The following is a 22,906-nucleotide window of genomic DNA, read 5'->3' as shown; positions in this document are numbered from 1 at the left end:
ATTGTTACGCGCAGCATCCATTTACGGTTGAGCTAACGCAAATTGATAATTCTCAACCCCGATCTTGTCGTACCTTTGCTATCGGGCACTTGATTTGCCTCAACGTTGCGCGCCGCTGCTGAATTGTTGAGCAATGCACGCACACAATGAACTCCTTTTACAGAGGAGAAATCATGACCTTCGCCGCCCGCCAGCAACGCCTGTTTGTCAGTGCCGAGCACTGCCTCCCGCCGTTCGTCACCCGCCGTATGGATGAGCATTACGTGACCCGCGTCCAGCAGCTGCTGGGCGGGGAACACTTGCATGTCTGGAAGCCTGCCGACGCGGCCGCCATCATGCTCGCCGGGAATGACTACCTGTGCATCTCTTCGGAGCAATCCTTGCTGGCCGCGCAGGCACGCTGCCTGCAATCGAGCCAGGCTGGCCTGCTGATGTCGTCCGTCTTCCTGCAGGAAGGCAGCCGCCAGCATGCGCTGGAAGCCAGGTTTGCCCAGTTCATGGGCGCCGAGGACGGCGTGCTGACCCAGTCCGGCTGGGCGGCCAATGTCGGGCTGATCCAGACGCTGGCCGAACCGGGGGTGCCGGTTTACCTCGACATGCTGGCGCACGCCTCGCTGTGGGAAGGGGTGCAGTCGGCGCGTGCGGAAGGGGTGCCGTTTTTGCATAACGACGCCGGCAACCTCGCGCGCCAGGTCGACAAGCATGGCGGCGGCGTGATCGTCGTCGACGCGCTGTACAGCACCAACGGCAGCGTCGCGCCGCTGCATGAGATCGTCGACATCGCCCAGCGCAGCGGATCGATCCTGATCGTCGACGAATCGCACTCGCTCGGCACGCACGGGCCGCGCGGCGCCGGCATCGTGGCCGAGATGGGCCTGGAAGACGATGTGCACTTCCGCACCGCCTCGCTGGCCAAGGCCTTCGCCGGCCGCGCCGGCTACATCACCTGTTCCAGCAAGTTCAAGGGCTACTTCCTGTCGGCCTCGCGCCCGGCGATCTTCAGTTCCTGCCTGCTGGAACACGAGCTGGCATGGTTCGACGCGGCGCTCGACCTGATCGGCGATGCCGACCAGCGCCGCGCCGCGCTGCACGCGCATGCCCGCCAGGTGCGCGCAGGCCTGCGCGAACTTGGCTACAACGTCGACGACGGGACCGAGCAGATCGTCGCGCTGGAAGCCGGGCCCGAGCCGAAGACGCTGGCGCTGCGCAAGGCGCTGGAGCGGCGCGGCGTGTATGGCGCGGTGTTCTGCGCCCCGGCCACCGCGAAGAACCGCTCGCTGGTTCGCCTGACCCTGAACTCGGGCATGACCGCGCAGCAGATCAGCCGCCTGCTCGACGCCTGCGACGACATGCGCAAGGAAGTCGACCTCGATAGCTGGTCGTCCACGCGCCGGTCGCGCCGCCTGACCCTGGTCTGAACGCCGCAGCACACCATAAAAACACCGATAGGAGTGTCCAAAATGTCCACCTTGTTCCTGTTCGCCGCAATCTCCCTGTTCTTCCTCGCCGTCTACGCGCTGTGCGCGGGCGGCGCCTACCTGCTGGTCTGGAGCGTGGGGCGCGAGCGCTACGCGGCGCAGCGCATCCAGAAGTACCCGCGGCCGGCGCAGGTCGGGCGCGAAATCGCCTGGTCGGTGCTGTCGATCCTGATCCTGTCGTCGCTGCTGACGATCACCTGGCTGACCGCGCAAGCGGGATGGAGCCTCGGCTATTTCGAGGTTGACCAATACGGCTGGACCTACCTCGCGGTATCGGTCGCGGTCATGGCGGTGGTCCACGACACCTACTACTACTGGGCGCACCGCCTGATGCACCACCCGAAGGTGTTCCGCCATGTGCACAAGCTGCACCATACCTTCACCAACCCGACGCCGTTTGCCAGCTACGCGTTCCACCCGCTCGAAGCGGTGGTTGAAGTGGCGTGGTATGCGCCGCTGGCCTTCGTGCTGCCGGTCCACCCGGTCGCCGTCGCCGCCTATATCGTCATCCTCACGGTGCTGAACGTGATCAGCCACCTCGGCTACGAGTTCTACAGCCCTGGCGTCGCGCGCTGGTTCATCACCAGCACCCACCACAACCTGCACCACGCCCGCTCCAAGGGCCACTTCATGTTGTACTTCAACCTGTGGGACCGCTGGATGGGTACCAACATGCCTGAATACGAGGCCGCCATGCAGCGCAAGGAAGACGAGCCGGTTGCGCTGCGCTATCATGGCGCACATGAGTGAACCTACTACCCTGTATGAAGTGATTGGCGGCGAGGCGCGCGTTCGCGAACTGGTCGACCGGTTTTACGACCTGATGGAGCTGGAGCCGGAATTCGCGGGCATCCATGCGCTCCACCCGAAGCCGAACGACAGCTCGCGCGACAAGCTGTTCATGTTCCTGTCCGGCTGGATGGGCGGGCCCGACCTGTTCGTCGAAAAGTACGGCCATCCGCGCCTGCGCGCGCGCCACCTGCCGTTCGCCATCGGGTCAAGCGAGCGTGACCAGTGGCTGCGCGCGATGGCGTGGGCGATGGAAGATGTCGGCATCGAGGAATCGTTGCGGCTGCGGCTGATGGAATCATTCTTCCAGACCGCCGACTGGATGCGCAACAAGGCCGGCTGACGCGATGACCCAACTTGAATTCCTGGTACTGGCCGCCCTTGCCGCCATCGTCATCGCGCTGCAGGTGTTAATGCTCCTGCGCGGGCGCGGGCGCGATTCCGAGCGCATGGAGCGCGAACTGCGCGGCGAACTACAGGCCAGCGCGCAGGCCACGCGCCAGGAACTGGGCGCCACGCTGGCCCAGTACCACGGCGCCACCGTCCAGCAGCTCGACAGCCTGCGCCAGCAAAGCATGCTGCAGGCGAGCAGCGGGCGCGAAGAGCAGGCGGTCGCCCTCAAGCGCTTCGCCGACACGCTCCAGCGCACCCTGACCACGCTGACCGAATCGCACTCGCAGCGCATGATGGAAGTACGCGCGACGCTGGAATCGAAAATCAAGGACCTGCAGACCGATAACGCGACCCGCCTCGAAGAGATGCGCAAGACGGTCGACGAAAAGCTGCATGCCACGCTCGAGACGCGCCTGACCGAATCGTTCAGGCAGGTGTCGGAACGGCTCGAGCGGGTGCACCAGGGCCTGGGCGAAATGCAGCAGCTGGCGCTGGGCGTGGGCGACCTGAAACGCGTGCTCACCAACGTCAAGACCCGTGGCACCTGGGGCGAGGTCCAGCTTGAAATGCTGCTGGAGCAGGTGCTGACGGTCGACCAGTACGCGAAGAACGTCGAGACCGTGGCGGGCACCAACGCGCGCGTCGAATTCGCGATCAAGCTGCCCGGCCTGACCGACGGCGGCGCGCCTGTGTGGCTGCCGATCGACGCCAAGTTCCCCAAGGAGCAGTACGAACGCCTGGTCGACGCTGCCGACCGCGCCGACGCCGACGGTGTCGCGCTGTACGGCAAGGAACTGGAAAAAGCGGTGCGCAACGAGGCCAGGACGATCTGCGAAAAGTATGTCTCGCCGCCGCACACCACCGATTTTGCGATCCTGTTCCTGCCCACCGAAGGCCTGTATGCCGAAGTAATGCGCCGGCCGGGCCTGGCCGACGACCTTCAGCGCAAGCTGCGCGTGTCGATCGCAGGCCCGTCGACCCTGGCCGCGATCCTGAACAGCCTGCAGATGGGTTTCCGCACCCTGGCGCTGGAAAAACGATCCTCCGAGGTGTGGGAAGTACTCGGCGCGGTGAAGACGGAATTCGGAAAATTTGGCGATGTACTGAGCGCGACCAAACTGACATTGGAGCGCGCGGCCAAGAATATCGAGAACGCCGAGGTCCGCAGCCGCCAGATGGCGAAGCGGCTCAAATCGGTGGAAGCTCTGCCAAGCGAGGCGGCCCAGCTGCTGCTTGGTCCGGAGATTGAATCTGCGGACAGCGACAACGTTTAGCGCCGTCCCCGCGCACGCGGGGACCCATAGGGCATTAACACTCAGCACACGCTCCTGCCTCCGCCGGAGCGGCGTGCATTGACGGAGCGAGCATGCGCAACAAGGTCGTCACGGCAGCAGAAGCGGTGCAGCGGATTCGCGACGGGGCCACAGTCGCCACCGGCGGCTTCGTCGGCGTGGGGTTTGCGGAGAACATCGCGGTGGCGCTCGAACAGCGCTTCACTTCCACCGGGCTGCCGCGCGACCTGACCCTGATCTACGCCGCCGGCCAGGGCGACGGCAAGGACCGCGGCCTGAACCACTTCGCGCACCATGGCCTGGTGCGGCGCGTGATCGGCGGGCACTGGGGCCTGGTGCCCAAGCTGCAGGCGCTCGCCATCGACAACCAGATCGAGGCCTACAACCTGCCGCAAGGCGTCATCAGCCAGCTGTTCCGCGACACCGCCGCCGGCAAGCCGGGCCTGCTGTCGTCCGTCGGGGTCGGCACTTTCGTCGACCCGCGCTACGGCGGCGGCAAGATCAGCGCGCGCGCCCGCGACGAGCTGGTGGAACTGATGATCATCGGCGGCGCGGAGTACCTGTTCTACAAGGCGCAGCCGATCGACGTGGCCATTATCCGCGGCACGACCGCTGACACCAATGGCAACGTCACGATGGAAAAGGAAGCGCTGACGCTCGAAGCGCTGGCCATTGCGATGGCGGCGCATAACTCGGGCGGCATCGTCATCGTCCAGGTCGAGAAGGTCGTCGACGCAGGCACGCTCAACGCCCGCCAGGTGAAAGTGCCCGGCATTCTGGTGGACTACGTGGTCGTCTCCGAAAAACCCGAATATCACCAGCAGACCTTCGGCACCGCCTACAGCGAAGCCTATGCCAGCCATGTACGGCTGCCACTGGGTTCGATCAAACCGGCTCCGTTGTCGGAGCGTGTGATCATCGCCCGGCGCGCGCTGATGGAGCTGAATGAAGGCGACATCGTCAACCTCGGCATCGGCATGCCCGAGGGCGTCGCGCAGGCGGCGGCCGAACGGCAAATGCTCGACAAGATCACGCTCACCGCAGAAGCGGGCGTCATCGGCGGCATGCCGGTATCCGGTCTCGATTTTGGCGCGGCCATCAACGCCGAAGCGGTGATCGACCAGCCCTACCAGTTCGATTTCTACGATGGCGGCGGGCTCGATGCCGCGGTCCTCGGGCTGGCGCAGGCCGATCGCTTCGGCAATCTCAACGTCAGCAAGTTCGGCTCGCGCCTGGCCGGTGCCGGCGGCTTCATCAACATCAGCCAGAATGCGAAAAAAGTGGTGTTCGTCGGGACCTTCACTGCCGGCGGACTGCAGATCGCCATCGAAGACCGACGCCTGCGCATCGTGAAGGAGGGCAGCACCCGCAAGTTCGTCGCCGACGTCGAGCACCGCACCTATTCAGGCGCGCATGCCTACGCACGCGGGCAGCAAGCCCTTTATGTCACAGAGCGCTGCGTATTCAGACTGGTGGAAGGTGGACTCGAACTGATTGAGATCGCGCCAGGCATCGACCTGGAGCGCGACGTGCTGGCGCAGATGGATTTCACCCCTGCGGTAAGTCCATCGCTCGCGCTGATGGCCGATGCTGTCTTCGCCGCCTGATGTCAGCGATGTTCCTCGCTCAGGCGGCGCTCGAGCCGGCTGTCCGGGATGAGCCAGACCACGGCGGCTCCGGCGTACACCGCGAAGCCAATCCATGGATGAACGAACGAGAGCGCAACGCCGCTCAGGTACAGCACGACCGACAGGATGCCCTTGCGGTCCGAACCGATTGCCTCGGCCAGCATGGTGTTCTCTTGTTGACGGCTGAGGCTACGCACCAGGACATCGTAGGCGACTGAACACATGAACAGCACGAGTCCGTATGCGGCGACGGGCAGGGTGGCAAAGTGATTCTCGCCCATCCAGCCGGAGACGAACGGGATCAGCGAGAGCCAGAACAGCAGATGCAGGTTGGCCCACAACACCCGGCCACTGATCGCCTGCACCGAATGCATCAGGTGATGGTGGTTGTTCCAGTAGATGCCGACATAAATAAAGCTGAGAATATAGCTGAGAAATACCGGCCATAAGGGCGCCAGCGCCTGCAGGTCTGCCGCGTGTGGCACCTTCAGCTCCAGCACCATGATGGTGATGATAATTGCGATGACACCGTCGCTGAATGCTTCCAGCCGATTCTTGCCCATCAGTTCTCCAGATTAATCTGATTGCTGTTTTATCGACTTGTCCTGCAAGGCTGGGCTCTTCAATCGGTCGGCAGGATGATTCACACCGTCGTTGACCGGGACTTCGGCAAGATCGTAGGGATTGACACCGTCGAGGCAGCCGACGTTGTAGCCATATTGATGCGGGTTGGAGCGCCGCTGGTGGTGCGTGTAGATACCGCAGTGGGAGCAAAAGTAGTGCCTGGCGGTGTGGGTGTTGAACTCGTACAGCCGCAAGGCATCCTGGCCCTGGATGATGGTGATTCCCGCGAGCGGCACCGAGGCCACAATCGCGCCTTTGCGTCGGCAGATCGAGCAGTCGCAGCGGCGCGGGTCGACGATTCCGTCAGGCAGGTCGAGTTCGAGTACCACGGCGCCGCAGTGGCATGACGCGCGATGCCTGGGCTTGATCTCGGTACCGCCAACGGTCTTAATCATGGCCGCTCCAGTAGGGACGTCATCAGCTAAATCAAGCCTTCAAAGAGAATCACGTCAACCATATCGCCAATGTCGACGTTGCCCTGTTCATCGTGCAGCACCACCATGCAGTTCGCCTCCGACATCGAACGCAGGATGCCCGAACCCTGCGAGCCGGTGATGCTGACCTGCTGCTCGCCGTCCTCGTTGATCGACAAGACGCCGCGCTGGTACTCGGTGCGCCCCGGCTTCTTGCGCAAGGCGCCGGCCGACCTAACCTTCAGCAGCAGCTGCGGCGCGTCGGCTCCCATCATGCGCAGCAGCGCTGCGCGGGCGAAGAAGTAGAACGACACCATCACCGCCACCGGATTGCCGGGCAGGCCGAACAGGAAGGCGCTCTTGCCGTTCGAGCTGATGCGCCCGAACGCCAGCGGGCGCCCTGGCCGCATGCCGATCTTCCAGAACGTCACGTCGCCCAGTTCCGCCATGATCTGCTTGGTGTAGTCGGCCGCGCCTACCGACACGCCGCCGGACGTGATCACCGCATCGACGTTTTCGCACGCGCTGCGCAGCGCTTGCTCCAGCGCCTCGGGATCGTCGCGCACGATGCCCATGTCGACGATGTCGCACCCAAGCCGCGTCAGCATGCCGAACAGGGTGTAGCGGTTGCTGTCGTAGACGCAGCCAGCTGCCAAAGGCTCGCCGATGGAACGCAGCTCGTCGCCGGTCGAAAAGAACGCCACGCGCAGGCGCCGCATCACCGGCACCTCTGCGATGCCGAGCGAGGCGATCAGGCCAAGATCGGCCGGACGAATGATCTTTCCCTTTACCAGCGCCGCGCTGCCGGCCATCAGGTCCTCGCCGGCGAAGCGGCGGTTGTCGCCAGTGCGAATGGTGCCGGGATTAATCGTGATCCCGGACTCGCCGATCGCGGCCACATGCTCCTGCGGTATCACGCTGTCGCAGCCTTCAGGCATCACGCCGCCGGTCATGATGCGGACGCATTCACCGCTCTGCGGCACGATCTCCGAGGGACGGCCTGCGTACACCGTGGCGATCACTTTCAGCGTCGTCGCCGACGATTCGCTCAGGTCGGCACCGCGCAGCGCGTAGCCGTCCATGGCGGAGTTGTCGTGCGCCGGCACGCTGATCGGCGAGACGATGTCGGCGGCCAGAACCCGGTCCAGCGCCGAGCGCAGCGCGACCTGTTCAATCGCGCTCACAGGCGTGATGAAGTCGTTGATGATGCGCTGCGCGTGGCGCACCGGGAGTGCATCGGGATCGTAGCCTGACAGGCAGCTGGTGACGTCGTTCAGTGTCGTGTTCTTCATTCTTGTTCGCTCTCGAACTGCTGCAGTTCGCGCAAGGTATTAATGTTGCGGAAGGCGCTGGCGTCGCCGAAGCGCACGCGTACGACCTTGATCGCGCCGTACCAGCCGTCCATGCGGCGCCCGCCCGTTGCGAGGAAGGCCGCCAGGTGGGGCAGGGCGGATCTTTTAACCAGCGCGAATACCGGGTGCGGCTGGACACGCATCGCACCGCTGTCGTCCGGCTCCTCGGTTTCGGCCAGTGCGAGGTCGGCGCCGCTGGTCTCCAGTGCGGCCGACAGGCGCGCGACAAGATCCGTCGGCAGGAAGGGCGAGTCGCAAGGCGCGGTCACGAGATAGTCGGTGGCGCAGCGGCGCAGGCCCGTCTCCAGTCCGGCCATGGGACCCTCGAAGCCTTGCAGGTCGTCGGGCCAGACCGGAACGCCAAACGCCGCGTACTGCTCAAGGTTCTGGTTGGCGTTGATGGCAACGGCGCCAACCTGCGGCGCCAGGCGCTCGATGATGTGTGCGGCCATCGCCTTGCCGCGAAACGGCTGCAGGCCCTTGTCGACATGGCCCATGCGGCTACCGCGTCCACCGGCCAGGATCAAGCCGGTTATTTGTTCGGGTAACGGCATTGGCTCAGCCTCCGATGTAAGACATCTCGACCTTCGGCCCGCCGAGAACCAGGCCATCGGTATTGATCGTGCGCGTTTCGGAATAGCGGTCGGTCCGCGCACGCCAGATGTGGGCGATCGCAGTCGACATCTCGGCGTCGCTGCGGCCTTCGCGCAGCAGGGCGCGCAAGTCGCTGCCGCGGGTCGCGAACAGGCAGGTGTACAGCTTGCCCTCGGTCGACAGGCGCGCGCGCGAGCAGTCGTGGCAGAAGGCCTGGGTCACGCTGGAGATCATGCCGATCTCGCCGCTGCCGTCGGCATAGCGCCAGCGCGCCGCGGTCTCGCCGGTGTAGTTGGCGCCGATCGGCAGCAGCGGCATCTCGGCCGAGATGCGCCGCACCACTTCTTCGGACGGCACCACCTCGCGCATGTTCCAGCCATTCGACGCGCCGACGTCCATGTATTCAATAAAGCGCAGCACATACGGGCTGCCTTTGAAATGGCGCGCCATCGGCACGATTTCCTGGTCGTTCATGCCGCCCTTGACGACCATGTTGACCTTGATCGGACCAAGCCCGGCCTTGTGCGCCGCTTCCAGGCCGGCCAGTACATCGGCGACCGCGAAGTCGACATCGTTCATGCGCTTGAAGGTGGCGTCGTCGAGCGAGTCGAGCGAGACCGTCACGCGGTTCAGGCCCGCGTCTTTCAGCGACTGCGCCTTTTTCGCCAGCAGCGAGCCGTTGGTGGTCAGGGTCAGGTCGAGCGGTTTGCCGCCTGGCGTGCGCAGTTCGGCGAGCATGCCGATCAGCCGTTCGAGATTTTTGCGCAGCAGCGGTTCGCCGCCGGTGAGCCGGAGCTTTTCAACGCCGTGCGCAACGAACAGGCGCGCGATGCGGGTGATCTCTTCGAAGGACAGCAGCGATGTCTGCGGCAGATAGGCGTAGTCCTTGTCGAATACTTCCTTCGGCATGCAGTACACGCAGCGGAAATTGCAGCGGTCGGTAACCGAGATGCGCAGGTCGTGCAGCGGACGCGCGAGCGCATCGCCCAGCAGGCCGGTGGGCGTTTCCAGCACGCGCGGAATCGCTGGCGCGGCGTTGCGTTCGTCACGGAACAGGATTGTTTTTTCAGTCATTTCAATACGATAGCATGAGGCCAGCAAGGGCGCAGGCGGCAATCAATTTGATGGTGCCAACCTTGAAGCGGAATAAGGCGATGCACGCGGCGGCGCTGATCGCGGCCGCCGGCCAGTCAATACGGCCGCCAGTGACGAACACATGCTGGCCGAAGAACAGCGCCAGGCTGACAACGACGCCGACCACGGCGGCGGAGATCGCGGTCAGTGGCGCGGTCATGCGGACATTGCCGCGTGTCGACTCGACCAGCGGGCCACCGGCAACGATGAAGATGAAGGACGGCAGGAAGGTGAAGAAGGCGGCGACCGACGCTCCGGCAATGCCCGCAAGCAGCAAGCTGTCGTGCCCGAAGAGCGCGTGCGTCCAGGCGCCGACGAAGCCGACAAAGGCGACGATCATGATCAGCGGGCCAGGCGTGGTTTCGCCGAGGGCCAGGCCATCGATCATCTGGGTTGCCGTGAGCCATTGGTACTGCTCGACCCCGCCCTGGTAGACGTAGGGCAGCACGGCATAGGCGCCGCCGAAGGTCAGCATGGCGGCCTTGGTGAAGAACCAGCCCATCTGTGCGAGCGTGTGCGCGAAGCCGTAGCGGCTGGCCAGCAGCAGCCAGACGGCTGCGCCCAGCGCGCCGCCGACCAGCGCCACTTTCAGCAGGTGCCGTGGCGCGAAGCGCGCGTGGGCCGGGGTAGGGGTGGCGTCGTCGATGATGGCCAGGCCGTAGGACGCATTGCTGCTGGGAGCGGCGCCGCCGGGCTGGAACAGGCGCGGCCGCACGCGGCCGCCGACCAGTCCGATGACGGCCGCCGCCAGCACGATCGCCGGGAACGGCAGGCTGGCGACCGCAATGGCGAGGAAGGCGGCGACGGCAATCGCGATCATTGCCGGGTTGCGCAGCGCGCGCGTGCCGATGCGCCATGCCGCGGCCAGCACGATGGCGACCACGGCGGGTTTGATGCCATACAGGATGCCTGCCACCAGCGGCAGCGTGCCATAGGTAAGGTAGATCCAGGACAGCAACATCAGCAGCAGCAGCGACGGCAGCACGAACAGTACGCCAGCGATGATGCCGCCGCGCGTGCGGTGCATCAGCCAGCCGATGTAGACGGCCAGCTGGGTGGCTTCGGGACCGGGCAGCAGCATGCAGTAGTTAAGCGCGTGCAGGAAGCGCTGCTCGGAGATCCAGCGCCGGCGTTCGACCAGTTCGGTGTGCATCATCGCGATCTGGCCGGCAGGGCCGCCGAAGCTGATGAAGCCCAGCTTGAGCCAGTACCAGAAGGCCTCGGACAGGCTGACAGGGGGAGGGACGATGTCGCGCGGGAATGTCATGGTGAATTCGGCGGATGCGTGTTTTGCTTGTCCGCCCTGCGTCAATCATTGCTACAAATAAAAAAGGGAAGCACGAAGCTTCCCTTTTTGCATTTCAACGCGCCATCGGATTACTGACGGGTGTCGATCTGGATCAGCGGTTCGTCCGCTTGCGGCGGCAGTGGCTTGCGTTCGCGCGGCTTGCGTACCGGTGCTGCGACCTGGGCCGCTGCTTCCTGCGCTGCGCGCAGTTTTTCCGGATCGGTCGACGCCATCACCAGGCCTGCCGAACCGAGCAGCTCGTTGATGTCGGCGATCGGCGCCGGAGCAAGCGCAGCCGCAGGAGCAAGCGCGGCGGCTGCCACAGGGGCAGGCGCTTCGACTTTTTCTGGCTCGGCTGCAACTGGCTCGGCGACCAGTTCCGAGACCGGATCAGGCGTGAAGATCGTTGGCTCGGCGTACGACGGCGCTGCCGCTACTGCTACCGGCTCAGGGGCTGGCTCAGGTGTTGGCTCAGGGGTTGGCTCAGGGGTTGGCTCAGCAGCCACTGGCGCGACCACCACAGGCGCGGTCGCGGCAGGTGCTGCAACGTCGGCTGCTGCCGGCGCCGCTTCGACTGGCGCGGCAACTTCCGCAGCAGCCGATGCTTCGGCCATTGCTTCCGATGCAACATACTCTGCCGACGGTACTGGTGCGGCGCCCGTTTCGGCGACGTCTGCAGCAACAACCGAGGTTGCCGCCATTGGCGCTTCCGCTACCGGTGCTTTCTCTTCGGCGACTGGTTCAGGCGTTGCAACGGCGGGAGCCGCTGCCACGTCCGCTTCGGCAGCAACGGTGAACGTTGCTTCAGAAGCTTGTTCGCCGTCAACGTCGCCTTCCTGGCCTTCCATGCCTTCGCCCAGCTCGCGGTCGCGGCGATTGCGGTTGCGGCCACCACGGCGGCGGCGGCGGCGCGGCTCGTCGCCACCTGCTTCGACTTCGATTTCTTCACCGTTCGGACCGATGGTCATCACGGTTTTCGGCGCCAGTGCTTCCTGCTCGGCAGGCACGCCAACATTGATGGCCGCTGCCGCTGCTGCTGCCACGACAGGCGCTACCGCCAGTTCGTCGGTGCGGCTTTCGATCGCCGGCGTGCGCTCGGCACGCTCGCGCGGCTGGCGGGCCGGGCGTTCAGGACGCTCGGCGCGCTCCGGACGTTCGGCACGCTCGCCACGTTCGGCGCGCGGCGCCGCTGCTGCCACCTCGGTCTGCTCGCGTGGTTCACGCGGCGGACGCGGCTGGCGCGGTGGACGCGCTGGCTTGGTGTCGGCGTCTGCCGCCTTGACGGTCTCGTCCTGGCCGGCCTTGCCTGGTTCGCGCTCTTCGCGCTCACGGCCGCCTTGCTTGCCGCCACGGCCACGGCCACGCGGGCCACGGACATTGCGGTCGCCACGGTCGGCGGCTGCCGGCTTGCTTGGGGTCGCCGGAACGACAGGGGCTGCGGCAACGGTTTCTTCGGGACCGAAGAAGAAGGCTTTCACTTTCGCGAGGAAGCCCAGTTCGGCCGGCGCGGTCAGCACCGGAGCGACAACCTTCGGTACTTCGACGGTCGAGCGGTCGACCATCGGCGCAGGCTGGGCCGGGGTGATCGTCTTGACGACGGCTTCCTGGCGCGGCTTGACGTCTTCCTTCTGGCGCTTGCTGTAGGCCATGTCGGTGTCGGCGGTCTCGGCCAGGGTGTAGCTCGACTGGGTGTCTTCGAGGCGCGGGTCGTCATGCTTGATGCGCTCGAGCTTGTAGTGCGGCGTGTCGAGGTGCTTGTTCGGGATCAGGATCACGCTGATGCGGTGACGGTTCTCGATCTTCAGCACTTCGCCGCGCTTTTCGTTGAGCAGGAAGGCGGCGACGTCCACAGGCACTTGCACGTGGATGGTGGCCGAGTTTTCCTTCATCGCCTCTTCCTGGATGATGCGCAGGACTTGCAGGGCGGACGATTCGGTGTCGCGGATGTGGCCGGTGCCGGAGCAGCGCGGGCAGGTCACGTGGCTGCCTTCGGACAGCGACGGACGCAGGCGCTGGCGCGACAGTTCCATCAGGCCGAAGCGCGAAATCTTGCCCATCTGGACACGCGCGCGGTCGTGGTGCAGCGCGTCTTTCAGGCGGGTTTCCACCTCGCGCTGGTTCTTCGCCACTTCCATGTCGATGAAGTCGATGACGATCAGGCCGCCAAGGTCGCGCAGGCGCAGCTGGCGCGCCACTTCTTCGGCCGCTTCGCAGTTGGTGTTGAAGGCGGTCGTTTCGATGTCCGAGCCGCGGGTTGCGCGCGCCGAGTTGACGTCGACCGAGACCAGCGCTTCGGTGTGGTCGATCACGATGGCGCCGCCCGATGGCAGCGGCACGGTGCGCGAATACGCGGTTTCAATCTGGTGCTCGATCTGGAAGCGCGAGAACAGTGGCACGTCGTCGCTGTAGCGCTTTACGCGGTGCACCATGTCGGGCATCACGTGGCTCATGAACTGATGGGCCTGCTCGTAGATGTCGTCGGTGTCGATCAGGATCTCGCCGATGTCCGGCTGGAAGTAATCGCGGATTGCGCGGATCACCAGCGACGATTCCTGGTAGATCAGGAAAGCGCCGTTGCCTTGCTTGCCGGCGCCTTCGATCGCGCGCCACAGCTGCATCAGGTAGTTCAGGTCCCACTGCAGCTCTTCGACGTTGCGGCCGATGCCGGCGGTGCGGGCGATCACCGACATGCCTTGCGGCAGGTCGAGCTTGTCCATCGTTTCGCGCAGTTCCTGGCGTTCTTCGCCTTCGACGCGGCGCGATACGCCGCCGCCGCGCGGGTTGTTCGGCATCAAGACGAGGTAGCGGCCGGCCAGCGAGATGAACGAGGTCAGGGCAGCGCCCTTGTTGCCGCGTTCTTCTTTCTCGACCTGGACCATGATTTCCTGGCCTTCGCGCAGCGCATCCTTGATCGACGCATTGCGCACATCGACGCCTTCGCGGAAATAGGTGCGGGCCACTTCCTTGAATGGCAGGAAACCGTGGCGGTCTTCGCCGTAGCTGACGAAGCAGGCTTCCAGCGACGGCTCGATACGGGTGATGACGCCTTTGTAGATATTCGACTTGCGCTGTTCGCGGCCGGCCGTTTCGATATCGATGTCGATCAGTTTCTGACCGTCGACGATCGCTACGCGCAGCTCTTCTTGCTGCGTAGCGTTAAATAACATACGTTTCATTTTTTATTAACTCCGCGGCCCGCGAGGGCCGATCCAGTGCCGCTTGTTAAAGCGGCAAAAAGTACACGGGATGTACGCTAGAAGTGGAGATGCCGGATGTGGGTATGCCTAAGCGTACGGCGCGCTGACGCTGCGCGTCATGGCCGTAACAGGCGCTGTGGGGTCGATCGACATGCCGAGTGCACGCATCACCTGCAACTTGCCGAATGCAGCCCGGTCGAACGTGGGGCACGGCTAACAGCCAGGCGGTGAGCAAATCAATGGCCAGACCGCGGTTTGGCGAACATACAAAGGCTTGGATACCCAGGCATTGCTGCCTTTACCTCACAAGCCTCAAGTACGAAGCGAAAATCCGGTCGGGCGAAAACGACAAGCGTTATCGACGCCATCATCCGGCGAGCCCGCCTACAGGCCGGCTTGCCGGTACTTATCCTTAAAATTCCAAGCAATCCAATTCAGCACTCATGCGCGGTATCCGATTACAACTACGGTGCAACCCTGATTCGCGCAGGAATGTGCGTACACATTTTTTTCCATCGAATTTGCAATTTGGCGAGGCCGATGGAGACGCCCCTGTGTAAAATATCGTTTTAATTCTTACACCAGCAGAGGTTTGACCGCCGCCTGTCGATTATATATTCAAAATGAAGGACTTAGAGAGAATTTCTGGGAAGACAGAGCAAATGAAGATGCAAAAAGATGTTGTTCCCCCTTCATCACAGCCGGCGCCACTCCAACCGCAAGCCCAGTTCGTCACCATCACCGAAGAAGAAGCAGGCCAGCGTATTGACAACTACCTGCTGCGCATCTGCAAAGGGGTGCCCAAGAGCCACGTCTACCGCATCCTGCGCTCGGGCGAGGTGCGTGTCAACAAAGGCCGCATCGACCAGATGTACCGCCTCGAAAGCGGCGACGTGGTCCGCATTCCGCCGGTCCGGATCGCCGAGAAGGCCAGCCAGGCCGCCGTTCCGGGCGCCGAATTCGCGATCCTCCATGAAGATGCGCATCTGCTGATCATCGACAAGCCATGCGGCGTCGCGGTCCATGGCGGCTCCGGCGTGTCCTACGGCGTGATCGAACAGCTGCGCGCATCGCGCCCGGACGCCAAGTTCCTCGAACTGGTGCACCGGCTGGACCGCGAGACCTCGGGCCTGCTGCTGCTGGCGAAGAAAAGGTCAGCACTTACTAACCTGCACGAGCAGATGCGCGACGGCCTGACCGACAAGCGTTACCTGACCATGGTGGCGGGCGACTGGCAGAACGCGCGCCAGCATGTCAAGTTGCCGCTGCATAAATACACCACCGCCGAAGGCGAGCGCCGCGTCTGCGTACAGGCCGGCGGGATGGAGTCGCACACGGTGTTCAGCCTGCTGCGCAAATGGCAGCGCTTCGCCCTGCTGGAGGCCGAGCTGAAGACCGGGCGTACCCACCAGATCCGGGTACACCTCGCATCGTCGGGCTTTCCGATTCTCGGTGACGACAAATACGGCGATTTCGCGCTCAACCGGATCCTGCTCAAGGCCGACGACAGTCGTGGGGCGCTCAAGCGCATGTTCCTGCACGCGCACCAGATTACGTTTACCCACCCCGAGACCGGCAAGCCGATGACGATAAATGCACCGCTGCCGGCAGAATGCGAACGTTTCTTGGTAAGCTTGGGAAAACCGCTTACCACCGCGAAACGCTAAAACAAGAATGCGGGCTGATTTTTCGGCCCGCCGACACCTATTTGGACAGGAGCTGGCCGCTGACGCGGCCGGAGAAAATGGCAAGAAAGCAATTTGATCTGATCGTCTTCGATTGGGACGGCACGCTGATGGACAGCACCGCCACCATCGTCAAATGTATTCAGGCAGCAGCAAAGGATCTCGGCCTGCCGGTTCCCAACGATGAAGCGGCGTCGCATGTGATCGGGCTGGGCCTGTTCGAGGCCATGCAGGCCGTCATGCCTGGCATCGACCCGGCCATGTATCCACGGATGGTGGAGCGCTATCGCTTCCATTTCCTCTCAAAAGACCACGATCTGGTGCTATTTGACGGCGTACGCGAGATGCTGACCGAGCTGTCGCAACAAGCCTATTTCCTTGCGGTGGCGACCGGCAAGAGCCGGGTCGGACTAAACCGCGCGCTGAACGCCGTCGGCTTGCTCTCGCTGTTCGATGCAACTCGTTGCGCCGACGAGACATTTTCCAAGCCGCACCCTGCAATGCTGCAAGAATTGACCAGGGAATTAGGCCAGGACCTGCGCCGCACCGTTATGATCGGCGACACCACGCACGACTTGCTTATGGCCAATAATGCCGGCGCGGCCGGCATCGCGGTTCAGTACGGCGCCCATCCGGTCGACCAGCTCGACGCTTGCTTGCCGATGTACTCGGCCAGCAGCGTCGCGGAATTGCACCAGTGGCTGGCAGAGAACGCCTGATGGCTGGCGACGCGGCGCACGAAGTGTTCATCTGCGCATCCGACGCCGTGGCCGAAGGCGGCAAGGGCGTGCGCTTTCCGGTGCAGGCCTTTGGCGACCCGGCCACCGGTTTCGTGGTGCGCTACGACGGCAAGCCCCACGCCTACTTGAATCGCTGTGCCCACGTACCGATCGAACTGGACTGGGCGGAGGGCGAGTTTTTCGAGTCGAGCGGACTGTACCTGATGTGCGCCACCCATGGGGCGATCTACGTTCCCGACAGCGGCCTGTGCGCTGGCGGGCCGTGCAAGGGTGGACGGCTGCGCCCGATTGCTGTGCGTGAGCATGATGACAAGATTTTTTGGCAGCCGGACGATCTGATCGGCCTGCCGCAAGCGACGTAACTGTGTGAACCATAAGCGAGTATGAACGAGACCCCAAGCCACCAACCCGACAGCCGCAGGACGCCACGCGAGATCAGCTCCAACTGGGAGCGCGAGACGCTGGAAAAGCTGATGTTCGCCACCTTGAAGGAGCAGCGCGCCGCGCGCCGCTGGCATATTTTCTTCCGCCTGCTGATGATCGGCATTGCGGTGGTTGGCCTGTGGATTTTCTTCGACCTGAGCTACCCCGGGTCGGACGACGAGACACTGGGCCGTCACACCGCACTGATTGAAATTGAAGGCAATATCGACGAGGAAGGCAGCGGTGCGGCCGACAATGTGGTGCCTTCGCTGAACAAGGCGTTTTCCGATAGCGGCTCGGTCGCGGTCGTCTTGCGCATCAACAGCCCGGGCGGCAGTCCAGTCCAGGCCGGCATTATTGTCGATGAAATCAAGCGCTTGCGGCTGGGGTATCCGGCCAAGCAGCTGTACGTGGTGGTGGACGAGATGTGCGCCTCCGGCGGGTACTATATCGCCGCCGCGGCCGATCGCATTTTCGTCAACAAAGCGAGCATCGTGGGCTCGGTTGGCGTACTGATGGACGGCTTCGGCTTTACCGGCACGATGGAGAAGCTGGGTGTCGAGCGCCGCCTGATGACTGCCGGCGAGAACAAGGGTTTCCTTGATCCGTTCAGCCCCCAGTCCGATAAACATAAGGCGCACGCCCAGGCGATGCTCAATGAAATTCACCAGCAGTTTATCGCGGTGGTGCGCGCCGGCCGCGGCACGCGCTTGAAGGAAACGCCGGAGACCTTCTCCGGCCTGTACTGGAGCGGTGCGAAAGCGGTCGAAATGGGCCTGGCGGATGGTTTCGGAACCGTCGACACCGTCGCCCGCGATATCGTCAAGGTGGAAGACATTGTCGATTACACGGCCCACGAAGGCCTGCCTGAGCGGGTATTGAAGAAATTCGGCGCGGCAGTCGGCCAGGGGGCCGTGAAAGCTATGGGCCCGGGCAATCTTCCGCAACTGCGGTAATTTACCACCGAATATTTTCCTTGTATGTTCAGACAGGTGTTCTATATTTAATCCTGTAGTTCATTCTAAGGGGGACGCTATTACCAATCCACCGTGTTGGCATCATTTCAATTGAAGCGAACTACCGCTGCATACCAAATGCGGTACTGAGAGAATTCTCATTCCTCGTAGTGCGTCCTGTGAAGGGACTTGAAAACGGCGGCGCAATGCCGTCGTTTTCATTTTTTTGCGTGGGTTTTCGCTGGCGCCAGGGTGGGCCAGCGGCGGGTGGGGGTATCAGCGGGGGAATTGGTACAGGGTCGGACGGACGATGCCCGTTCCGGCGAGGGCAGCGGCATCGTGGGCGTCGACCGGCAGCGAAAAACCGCCGCGTTCTATCCAGTCTTGCAAACCTTGCTGGGTTTTCACCAGCCAGCGTGCGCGGGCGGACTGATTGTGCGGCAGCGCCATGTCGGCGCACTGTTGGCGGCTGCCATCCTGCCAGCGCTGGATCACGAATTTCGCGACAACCTGGGCGGCATGGCTGCATGCCGCCTCGTCTTCCGTCCACGTTTCGTCAGCACAGCCCATATTCGCAAGGTCCCTGGAGGCATCAAGATGGGGCGCAGAATCTTGTTTGAAGCTCATGCTGTTTCCCCTTTTGTATGTTGTCGGCTTCGCGTTCGTCTTAAGGACGAGCTAGGTATTTTTACCAGAATCATTCAGCCGATTCCTAATGAAGTTTCAGTGTAACAACCCGAAACTGGTTACTCTTGATCCTCCTCAAACGTGCAGCTTGTGCCGACTCAAATTCTCCAAAACAATGAACTTTCCCGGCGGCACTTCTTACGGCATGCTTTCGAGGCGTCTGGCGTTCTGTTAAAGTCTCGCCCATGAGCAAATTATCCCTGGACCGCATCCTGCAATCGCAGGGTTTCGGCACCCGCAAATACTGCCGCGCGCTGATCGAAGATGGCGAAGTGGCGATCAACGGCGAGACTCACGACAAGTTCAAGACCATCGTCGACACCGACGGCCTGGTGCTGCAGGTTTTCGACGAAGAGTGGAAGTACCGCGAACGCGTCTATATCGCGCTGAACAAGCCAGCCAATTTCGAGTGTTCGCGCAAGCCGAGCCACCATCCTGGCGTGCTGACGCTGTTGCCCGAGCAATTTACCTGGCGCGATGTGCAACCCGTCGGCCGCCTCGATCACGACACCACGGGCATGCTGCTGATGTCGGACGACGGCCCGTTCATCCATGCCCAGTCGTCGCCAAAGCGGCACATTCCCAAGATCTACCAGGCGACGACGGCCGACGCCGTCACGTCCGAGTTGATCGGGCAATTGCTCGCCGGCGTGCAGCTGCATGACGAACCGGCGCCGCTGGCGGCCGTGTCGTGCGTGCAGCGCGGCGACAAGCTGCTCGAGATCGTCCTTGAACAGGGCAAGTATCACCAGGTCAAGCGCATGCTGGCTGCGGCCGGCAACCACTGCAGCGCGCTGCACCGCTCGGCCATCGGCAACCTGACGCTCGAGGCGCTCGGCCTGGCCGAAGGCGAGTGGTGTTTCCTGGAACAAGCCCAGCTCGACCTGCTCGTCCCGCAAGGCCCGGCGACAGCATGAAACTGGCCACCATCAACGACGGTTCGCGCGACGGCCAGCTTGCCGTCGTTGCGCGCGACCTGAAAACCGCGCACCTGGCCGACGGCATCGCCCCGACCATGCAGGCCGCCCTCGACGACTGGGCCTTCATCGCGCCGCAGCTCAACGAACTGTCGCAGCTATTAAATAGCGGCCGTGCCCATCGGCCCTTCGACTTCGACCCGGCCAGGTGCATGGCGCCGCTGCCGCGCGCTTATCAATGGGCCGACGGCTCGGCCTACGTCAACCATGTCGAACTGGTGCGCAAGGCGCGCAACGCCGAGATGCCCGAGTCGTTCTGGGAAGATCCGCTGATGTACCAGGGCGGCAGCGACGATTTCCTGGGGCCGATGGCCGACATCGTGCTGGCGCATGAAGAGTGGGGCATCGACTTTGAAGCGGAAGTGGCGGTGATCACCGGCGACGTGCCGATGGGCGCGACACCGGACGAAGCGCACCAGCAGATCAGGCTCTTGATGCTGGTCAACGATGTGTCGCTGCGCAACCTGATCCCGCCGGAACTGGCGAAGGGTTTCGGCTTCCTGCAATCGAAACCGGCGTCGAGTTTTTCGCCGGTGGCGGTCACGCCCGATGAACTGGGGGACGCCTGGAAGGGCGGCAAGGTGCACCTGCCGCTGCGCTCGACCTGGAACGGCAAGCTGGTCGGCCAGCCGCATGCCGGCGTCGACATGGTGTTCAATTTCCCGCAGCTGGTCGCACACCTGTGCAAATCGCGCAATGCGCGCGCCGGCACCATTGTCGGCTCGGGCACCGTGTCGAACAAGGACGCCAGCCGCGGCTACTCGTGCATCGCCGAGAAGCGTTGCCTGGAGATGATCGCCGATGGCATTGCCAGCACGCCGTTCATGCTGTTTGGCGACGCCATCAAGATCGAGATGCTCGATGCGGCCGGAAAGTCGATCTTCGGCGCGATCGATCAGACCGTGAAGCAGTTGGAGGCGAAGCGCTCGCGCTAAGCGAACAAGGCTGGTGGAATCGCCGAATTGATCTGACCGACAAAAGGGGAAGTGCATGCTGACGTCCGATATGGCCAGCAACTGGCCGGCTCAATCCCTACCTTCCAGCAACATCGGCGCGATCCGCGTCGCCGCCGGGCTAGTCCAGGGGCTGGTGTTGTATCTGCTGTACCAGTCGTTCAAGGCCAAGGCATGGCCATCGTCTGAGCCGTTGCTGGCCGGGCCGCTGGTGCTGGTGTGGCTGATCGTGCCCATCCTCTTCATCGCCAGCATCGGTGCGCTGAATCGGCGCCAGCTGCTGACCTGGATCCCGGTTGCCGCGGCGATCCTCGGCGCGCTCGGCGCCTACGATGTCTGGCGCGCGGCCGGCCCGGGCGCCGTCGCTTCACCGTCGAACGATAATCCGTCCAACCTGACCGGCCAGCTGATCGTGGTCTGCATCTCCGGGTTCTTCATCGCGCAGTCGCTGGTGATGGCCGGCGCCGGCGAACGGCGCCGCATCGCTTCCTATCCGGCCTATTTTGAAACCGCATGGAAGCAGTTCGTCCAGCTCTCTTTCAGTGCCTTGTTCGTCGGCGTCACCTGGCTGGTGCTGCTGCTCGGTTCCGAACTGTTCATGCTGATCAAGCTCGACTTCCTGCGCCAGGTAATCGGCGAATCGTGGTTCGTCATTCCGATGATCGCGTTGGCGTTCTCGTGCGCGATGCACATTACCGACGTGCGCCCGGCCATCGTGCGCGGCATCCGCACCTTGCTGCTGGTGCTGCTGTCATGGATACTGCCGGTCGCAGTGCTGGTCATCGGCGGATTCCTGGCAAGCCTGCCATTCACCGGCCTTGAACCGCTGTGGGCCACGCGCAGCGCCACCGCGGTGCTGCTCGGCGCGGCCGCCGTGCTGGTCGTACTGGTCAATGCGGCGTATCAGGACGGCGCGCCGGATGTCGCCGCGGCGCCGGTAGTACAGGGCAGCGTGCGTGTGGCCTCGGTCCTGCTTGCGCCGATTGTGCTCATTGGCTTGTACGCGCTGAGCCTGCGTGTGGGCGATTACGGCTGGACTACCAGCCGCATCGTCGCGGCCGCATGCCTGGCCGTGGCATCGATCTATGCCGCCGGTTATGCATGGGCGGCGCTGCGGCCGGATCGCCGCATCGCCATTTCCACCACCAACATTACCAATGCATTTGTGGTACTTGGAATGCTGTTGACGCTGTTCTCTCCCTTGGGCGACCCGGCGCGCCTGTCCGTGGCAAGCCAGGTGGCACGTCTGCAGTCGGGCAAGGTCGCGCCCGACAAGTTCGACTTCGCCTACCTGAGGTTTGAAGGAAAACGCCATGGCCACGTGGCGCTGGAACAACTGCGCGCTAATTTCCAGGGCCAGGATGCGCAGCTGGTACGCGACAAGATCGCAGCGGTCCAGAAAATGAACGGGCCTGTACACCAGCAAGCCGATCTGCTGGCGCAGCCGGTGCCTGTCCGGCTCAGCGAGAACGCGCGCGTGTGGCCAAAGGGGAGCCGCTTACCCGCAAGCTTTCTCACGACCAACCTGAATCTGTTATCCGGATCGCCTTATCCGGCCTGCCTGCGCGGCGAGCGCGGCGCGTGCGACCTGGTACTGCTCGATCTCACAGGCGACGGCAAACCGGAAATCGTCATGCTTGGCGCCTTGCCGGAGCCAAATGCCGTGGTGGTGAGCGAGGTCAAACCCGGACAGTGGCGGCCGCTCGGCACGCTGCCGTCGAGCCTTGCTGCATGCGCCTCACTCAGGCAAGCCTTGATCGACGGCAAATACACCCTGGCGGCACCCGTCATGCGTGAGCTCGACATCGGCGACATGCGCCTGGCCGTGCGTCCGCACTGGGAGCCCGAGCTGTTTACCTGCCCGGACTAAGCTACGGCGGCGCGAAAGTTACGCTCCGCCGACCAGGCATTGCTGGCCCGTGTCAACAGCACTGCCTCGGCATCGGCCAGCAAGTTGTCGGCATCGGCAATGCACCACATGGCATCGAATAACTGGCGGCGCAAATCCGGATCGGCAATTTCCGCCAGCACGCGGTCGATCGCCGCGTCGTCCAGCTGGACCGCATCGTCAAGCTGCGACGACAGCAGGTCGTCGCACAAGTCTTGCAGCATGCCCTGGAAGCGGGCCAGGTCGATGTCGATATGGTCGAGGATCTTGCTGCTGTCGAGGGCGGCAAGCTCGGAGACCGCCAGCTTGCCGTCAACGATCATCGTCAGGGCAAGCAGTCGGCCGGCGGCGTCCGGACTGTCGGGCGGGTAGGCGCGCATGGTATTCCTATCTTAAACGTGGTCTGAAAAAATGG

General features: G+C 63.5%; 21 protein-coding genes. 12 read left to right on the top strand and 9 right to left on the bottom strand.

Annotation, left to right across the window (positions count from 1 at the left end; genetic code table 11):
* Positions 1-173 precede the first annotated feature (173 nt).
* From cqsA to I4X03_RS17585, 5 genes are all read left to right on the top strand, one after another.
* Positions 174-1,418, top strand: a complete 1,245-nt coding sequence (gene cqsA, locus I4X03_RS17605) for an alpha-hydroxyketone-type quorum-sensing autoinducer synthase (protein WP_223469556.1) — start codon at positions 174-176, stop codon at positions 1,416-1,418.
* A gap of 42 nt (positions 1,419-1,460) precedes the next feature.
* Complete coding sequence (locus I4X03_RS17600; protein WP_223469555.1) at positions 1,461-2,228, top strand: sterol desaturase family protein; 768 nt, start codon at positions 1,461-1,463, stop codon at positions 2,226-2,228.
* Positions 2,212-2,610, top strand: a complete 399-nt coding sequence (locus I4X03_RS17595) for a group II truncated hemoglobin (protein ID WP_223469554.1) — start codon at positions 2,212-2,214, stop codon at positions 2,608-2,610. Before I4X03_RS17600 ends, I4X03_RS17595 begins: the two co-directional genes overlap by 17 nt.
* 4 nt (positions 2,611-2,614) lie before the next feature.
* Entirely contained in the window at positions 2,615-3,934 is a 1,320-nt protein-coding gene (locus I4X03_RS17590) for a DNA recombination protein RmuC (RefSeq protein ID WP_223469553.1), read from the top strand.
* A gap of 92 nt (positions 3,935-4,026) precedes the next feature.
* Positions 4,027-5,559, top strand: coding sequence for an acyl CoA:acetate/3-ketoacid CoA transferase (locus I4X03_RS17585; RefSeq protein ID WP_370660528.1), 1,533 nt, complete (start codon positions 4,027-4,029; stop codon positions 5,557-5,559).
* Between the two features lie 2 nt (positions 5,560-5,561).
* Here I4X03_RS17585 and I4X03_RS17580 read toward each other — a convergent pair whose 3' ends face one another.
* The 7 genes from I4X03_RS17580 to I4X03_RS17550 all read right to left on the bottom strand — a co-directional run bounded on the left by I4X03_RS17580 (position 5,562) and on the right by I4X03_RS17550 (position 14,161).
* Complete coding sequence (locus tag I4X03_RS17580) at positions 5,562-6,143, bottom strand: TMEM175 family protein (protein ID WP_223469552.1); 582 nt, start codon at positions 6,141-6,143, stop codon at positions 5,562-5,564.
* Between the two features lie 12 nt (positions 6,144-6,155).
* Positions 6,156-6,599, bottom strand: coding sequence for a GFA family protein (locus I4X03_RS17575; RefSeq protein ID WP_223469551.1), 444 nt, complete (start codon positions 6,597-6,599; stop codon positions 6,156-6,158).
* A 26-nt stretch (positions 6,600-6,625) separates the two neighbouring features.
* Complete coding sequence (gene moeA / locus I4X03_RS17570; protein ID WP_223469550.1) at positions 6,626-7,909, bottom strand: molybdopterin molybdotransferase MoeA; 1,284 nt, start codon at positions 7,907-7,909, stop codon at positions 6,626-6,628.
* The gene (gene mobA / locus I4X03_RS17565) at positions 7,906-8,523 is read right to left on the bottom strand and encodes a molybdenum cofactor guanylyltransferase MobA (protein ID WP_223469549.1); all 618 of its coding nucleotides are present in this window, start codon (positions 8,521-8,523) and stop codon (positions 7,906-7,908) included. The genes moeA and mobA overlap by 4 nt, the downstream gene beginning before the upstream one ends.
* A gap of 4 nt (positions 8,524-8,527) precedes the next feature.
* Positions 8,528-9,637, bottom strand: a complete 1,110-nt coding sequence (gene moaA / locus I4X03_RS17560; RefSeq protein ID WP_223469548.1) for a GTP 3',8-cyclase MoaA — start codon at positions 9,635-9,637, stop codon at positions 8,528-8,530.
* A gap of 1 nt (position 9,638) precedes the next feature.
* Complete coding sequence (gene chrA, locus I4X03_RS17555) at positions 9,639-10,964, bottom strand: chromate efflux transporter (RefSeq protein WP_223469547.1); 1,326 nt, start codon at positions 10,962-10,964, stop codon at positions 9,639-9,641.
* A gap of 110 nt (positions 10,965-11,074) precedes the next feature.
* Positions 11,075-14,161, bottom strand: coding sequence for an Rne/Rng family ribonuclease (locus I4X03_RS17550; protein WP_223469546.1), 3,087 nt, complete (start codon positions 14,159-14,161; stop codon positions 11,075-11,077).
* A 683-nt stretch (positions 14,162-14,844) separates the two neighbouring features.
* Here I4X03_RS17550 and I4X03_RS17545 point away from each other — a divergent pair.
* The 4 genes from I4X03_RS17545 (at position 14,845) to I4X03_RS17530 (ending at position 17,986) form a co-directional block, all read left to right on the top strand.
* The gene (locus tag I4X03_RS17545) at positions 14,845-15,849 is read left to right on the top strand and encodes an RluA family pseudouridine synthase (RefSeq protein WP_223469545.1); all 1,005 of its coding nucleotides are present in this window, start codon (positions 14,845-14,847) and stop codon (positions 15,847-15,849) included.
* Between the two features lie 77 nt (positions 15,850-15,926).
* Complete coding sequence (locus tag I4X03_RS17540) at positions 15,927-16,586, top strand: HAD-IA family hydrolase (protein WP_223469544.1); 660 nt, start codon at positions 15,927-15,929, stop codon at positions 16,584-16,586.
* Positions 16,586-16,969, top strand: coding sequence for a Rieske (2Fe-2S) protein (locus I4X03_RS17535; protein WP_223469788.1), 384 nt, complete (start codon positions 16,586-16,588; stop codon positions 16,967-16,969). Before I4X03_RS17540 ends, I4X03_RS17535 begins: the two co-directional genes overlap by 1 nt.
* A 21-nt stretch (positions 16,970-16,990) precedes the next feature.
* Positions 16,991-17,986 (top strand): S49 family peptidase, encoded by a 996-nt coding sequence (locus I4X03_RS17530; RefSeq protein WP_223469543.1) that lies wholly within the window; start codon positions 16,991-16,993, stop codon positions 17,984-17,986.
* Positions 17,987-18,262: 276 nt separating this feature from the next.
* Here the strand turns inward: I4X03_RS17530 and I4X03_RS17525 are convergent, their stop codons facing one another.
* Positions 18,263-18,613 (bottom strand): hypothetical protein, encoded by a 351-nt coding sequence (locus tag I4X03_RS17525; protein ID WP_223469542.1) that lies wholly within the window; start codon positions 18,611-18,613, stop codon positions 18,263-18,265.
* A 245-nt stretch (positions 18,614-18,858) separates the two neighbouring features.
* Here I4X03_RS17525 and I4X03_RS17520 point away from each other — a divergent pair, with 245 nt between their 5' ends.
* Genes I4X03_RS17520 through I4X03_RS17510 form a run of 3 tightly spaced genes read left to right on the top strand, consistent with a single transcriptional unit; the run spans position 18,859 to position 22,473 of the window.
* Entirely contained in the window at positions 18,859-19,590 is a 732-nt protein-coding gene (locus I4X03_RS17520; RefSeq protein ID WP_223469541.1) for a pseudouridine synthase, read from the top strand.
* The gene (locus tag I4X03_RS17515) at positions 19,587-20,585 is read left to right on the top strand and encodes a fumarylacetoacetate hydrolase family protein (protein WP_223469540.1); all 999 of its coding nucleotides are present in this window, start codon (positions 19,587-19,589) and stop codon (positions 20,583-20,585) included. The genes I4X03_RS17520 and I4X03_RS17515 overlap by 4 nt, the downstream gene beginning before the upstream one ends.
* A 55-nt stretch (positions 20,586-20,640) precedes the next feature.
* Complete coding sequence (locus I4X03_RS17510; protein WP_223469539.1) at positions 20,641-22,473, top strand: DUF4153 domain-containing protein; 1,833 nt, start codon at positions 20,641-20,643, stop codon at positions 22,471-22,473.
* Here the strand turns inward: I4X03_RS17510 and I4X03_RS17505 are convergent.
* A complete protein-coding gene (locus I4X03_RS17505) occupies positions 22,470-22,871 on the bottom strand; it encodes a tellurite resistance TerB family protein (protein WP_223469538.1) in 402 nt (133 codons plus the stop codon). The genes I4X03_RS17510 and I4X03_RS17505 overlap by 4 nt on opposite strands.
* Positions 22,872-22,906 lie beyond the last annotated feature (35 nt).

Origin of the sequence: Massilia soli (assembly GCF_016809835.1) — a bacterium.
Classification (GTDB): Bacteria; Pseudomonadota; Gammaproteobacteria; order Burkholderiales; family Burkholderiaceae_D; genus Telluria_A; species Telluria_A soli.
The sequence above is the reverse complement of the archived record's forward strand: the minus strand, read 5'-3'. Positions and strand labels throughout refer to the sequence as shown.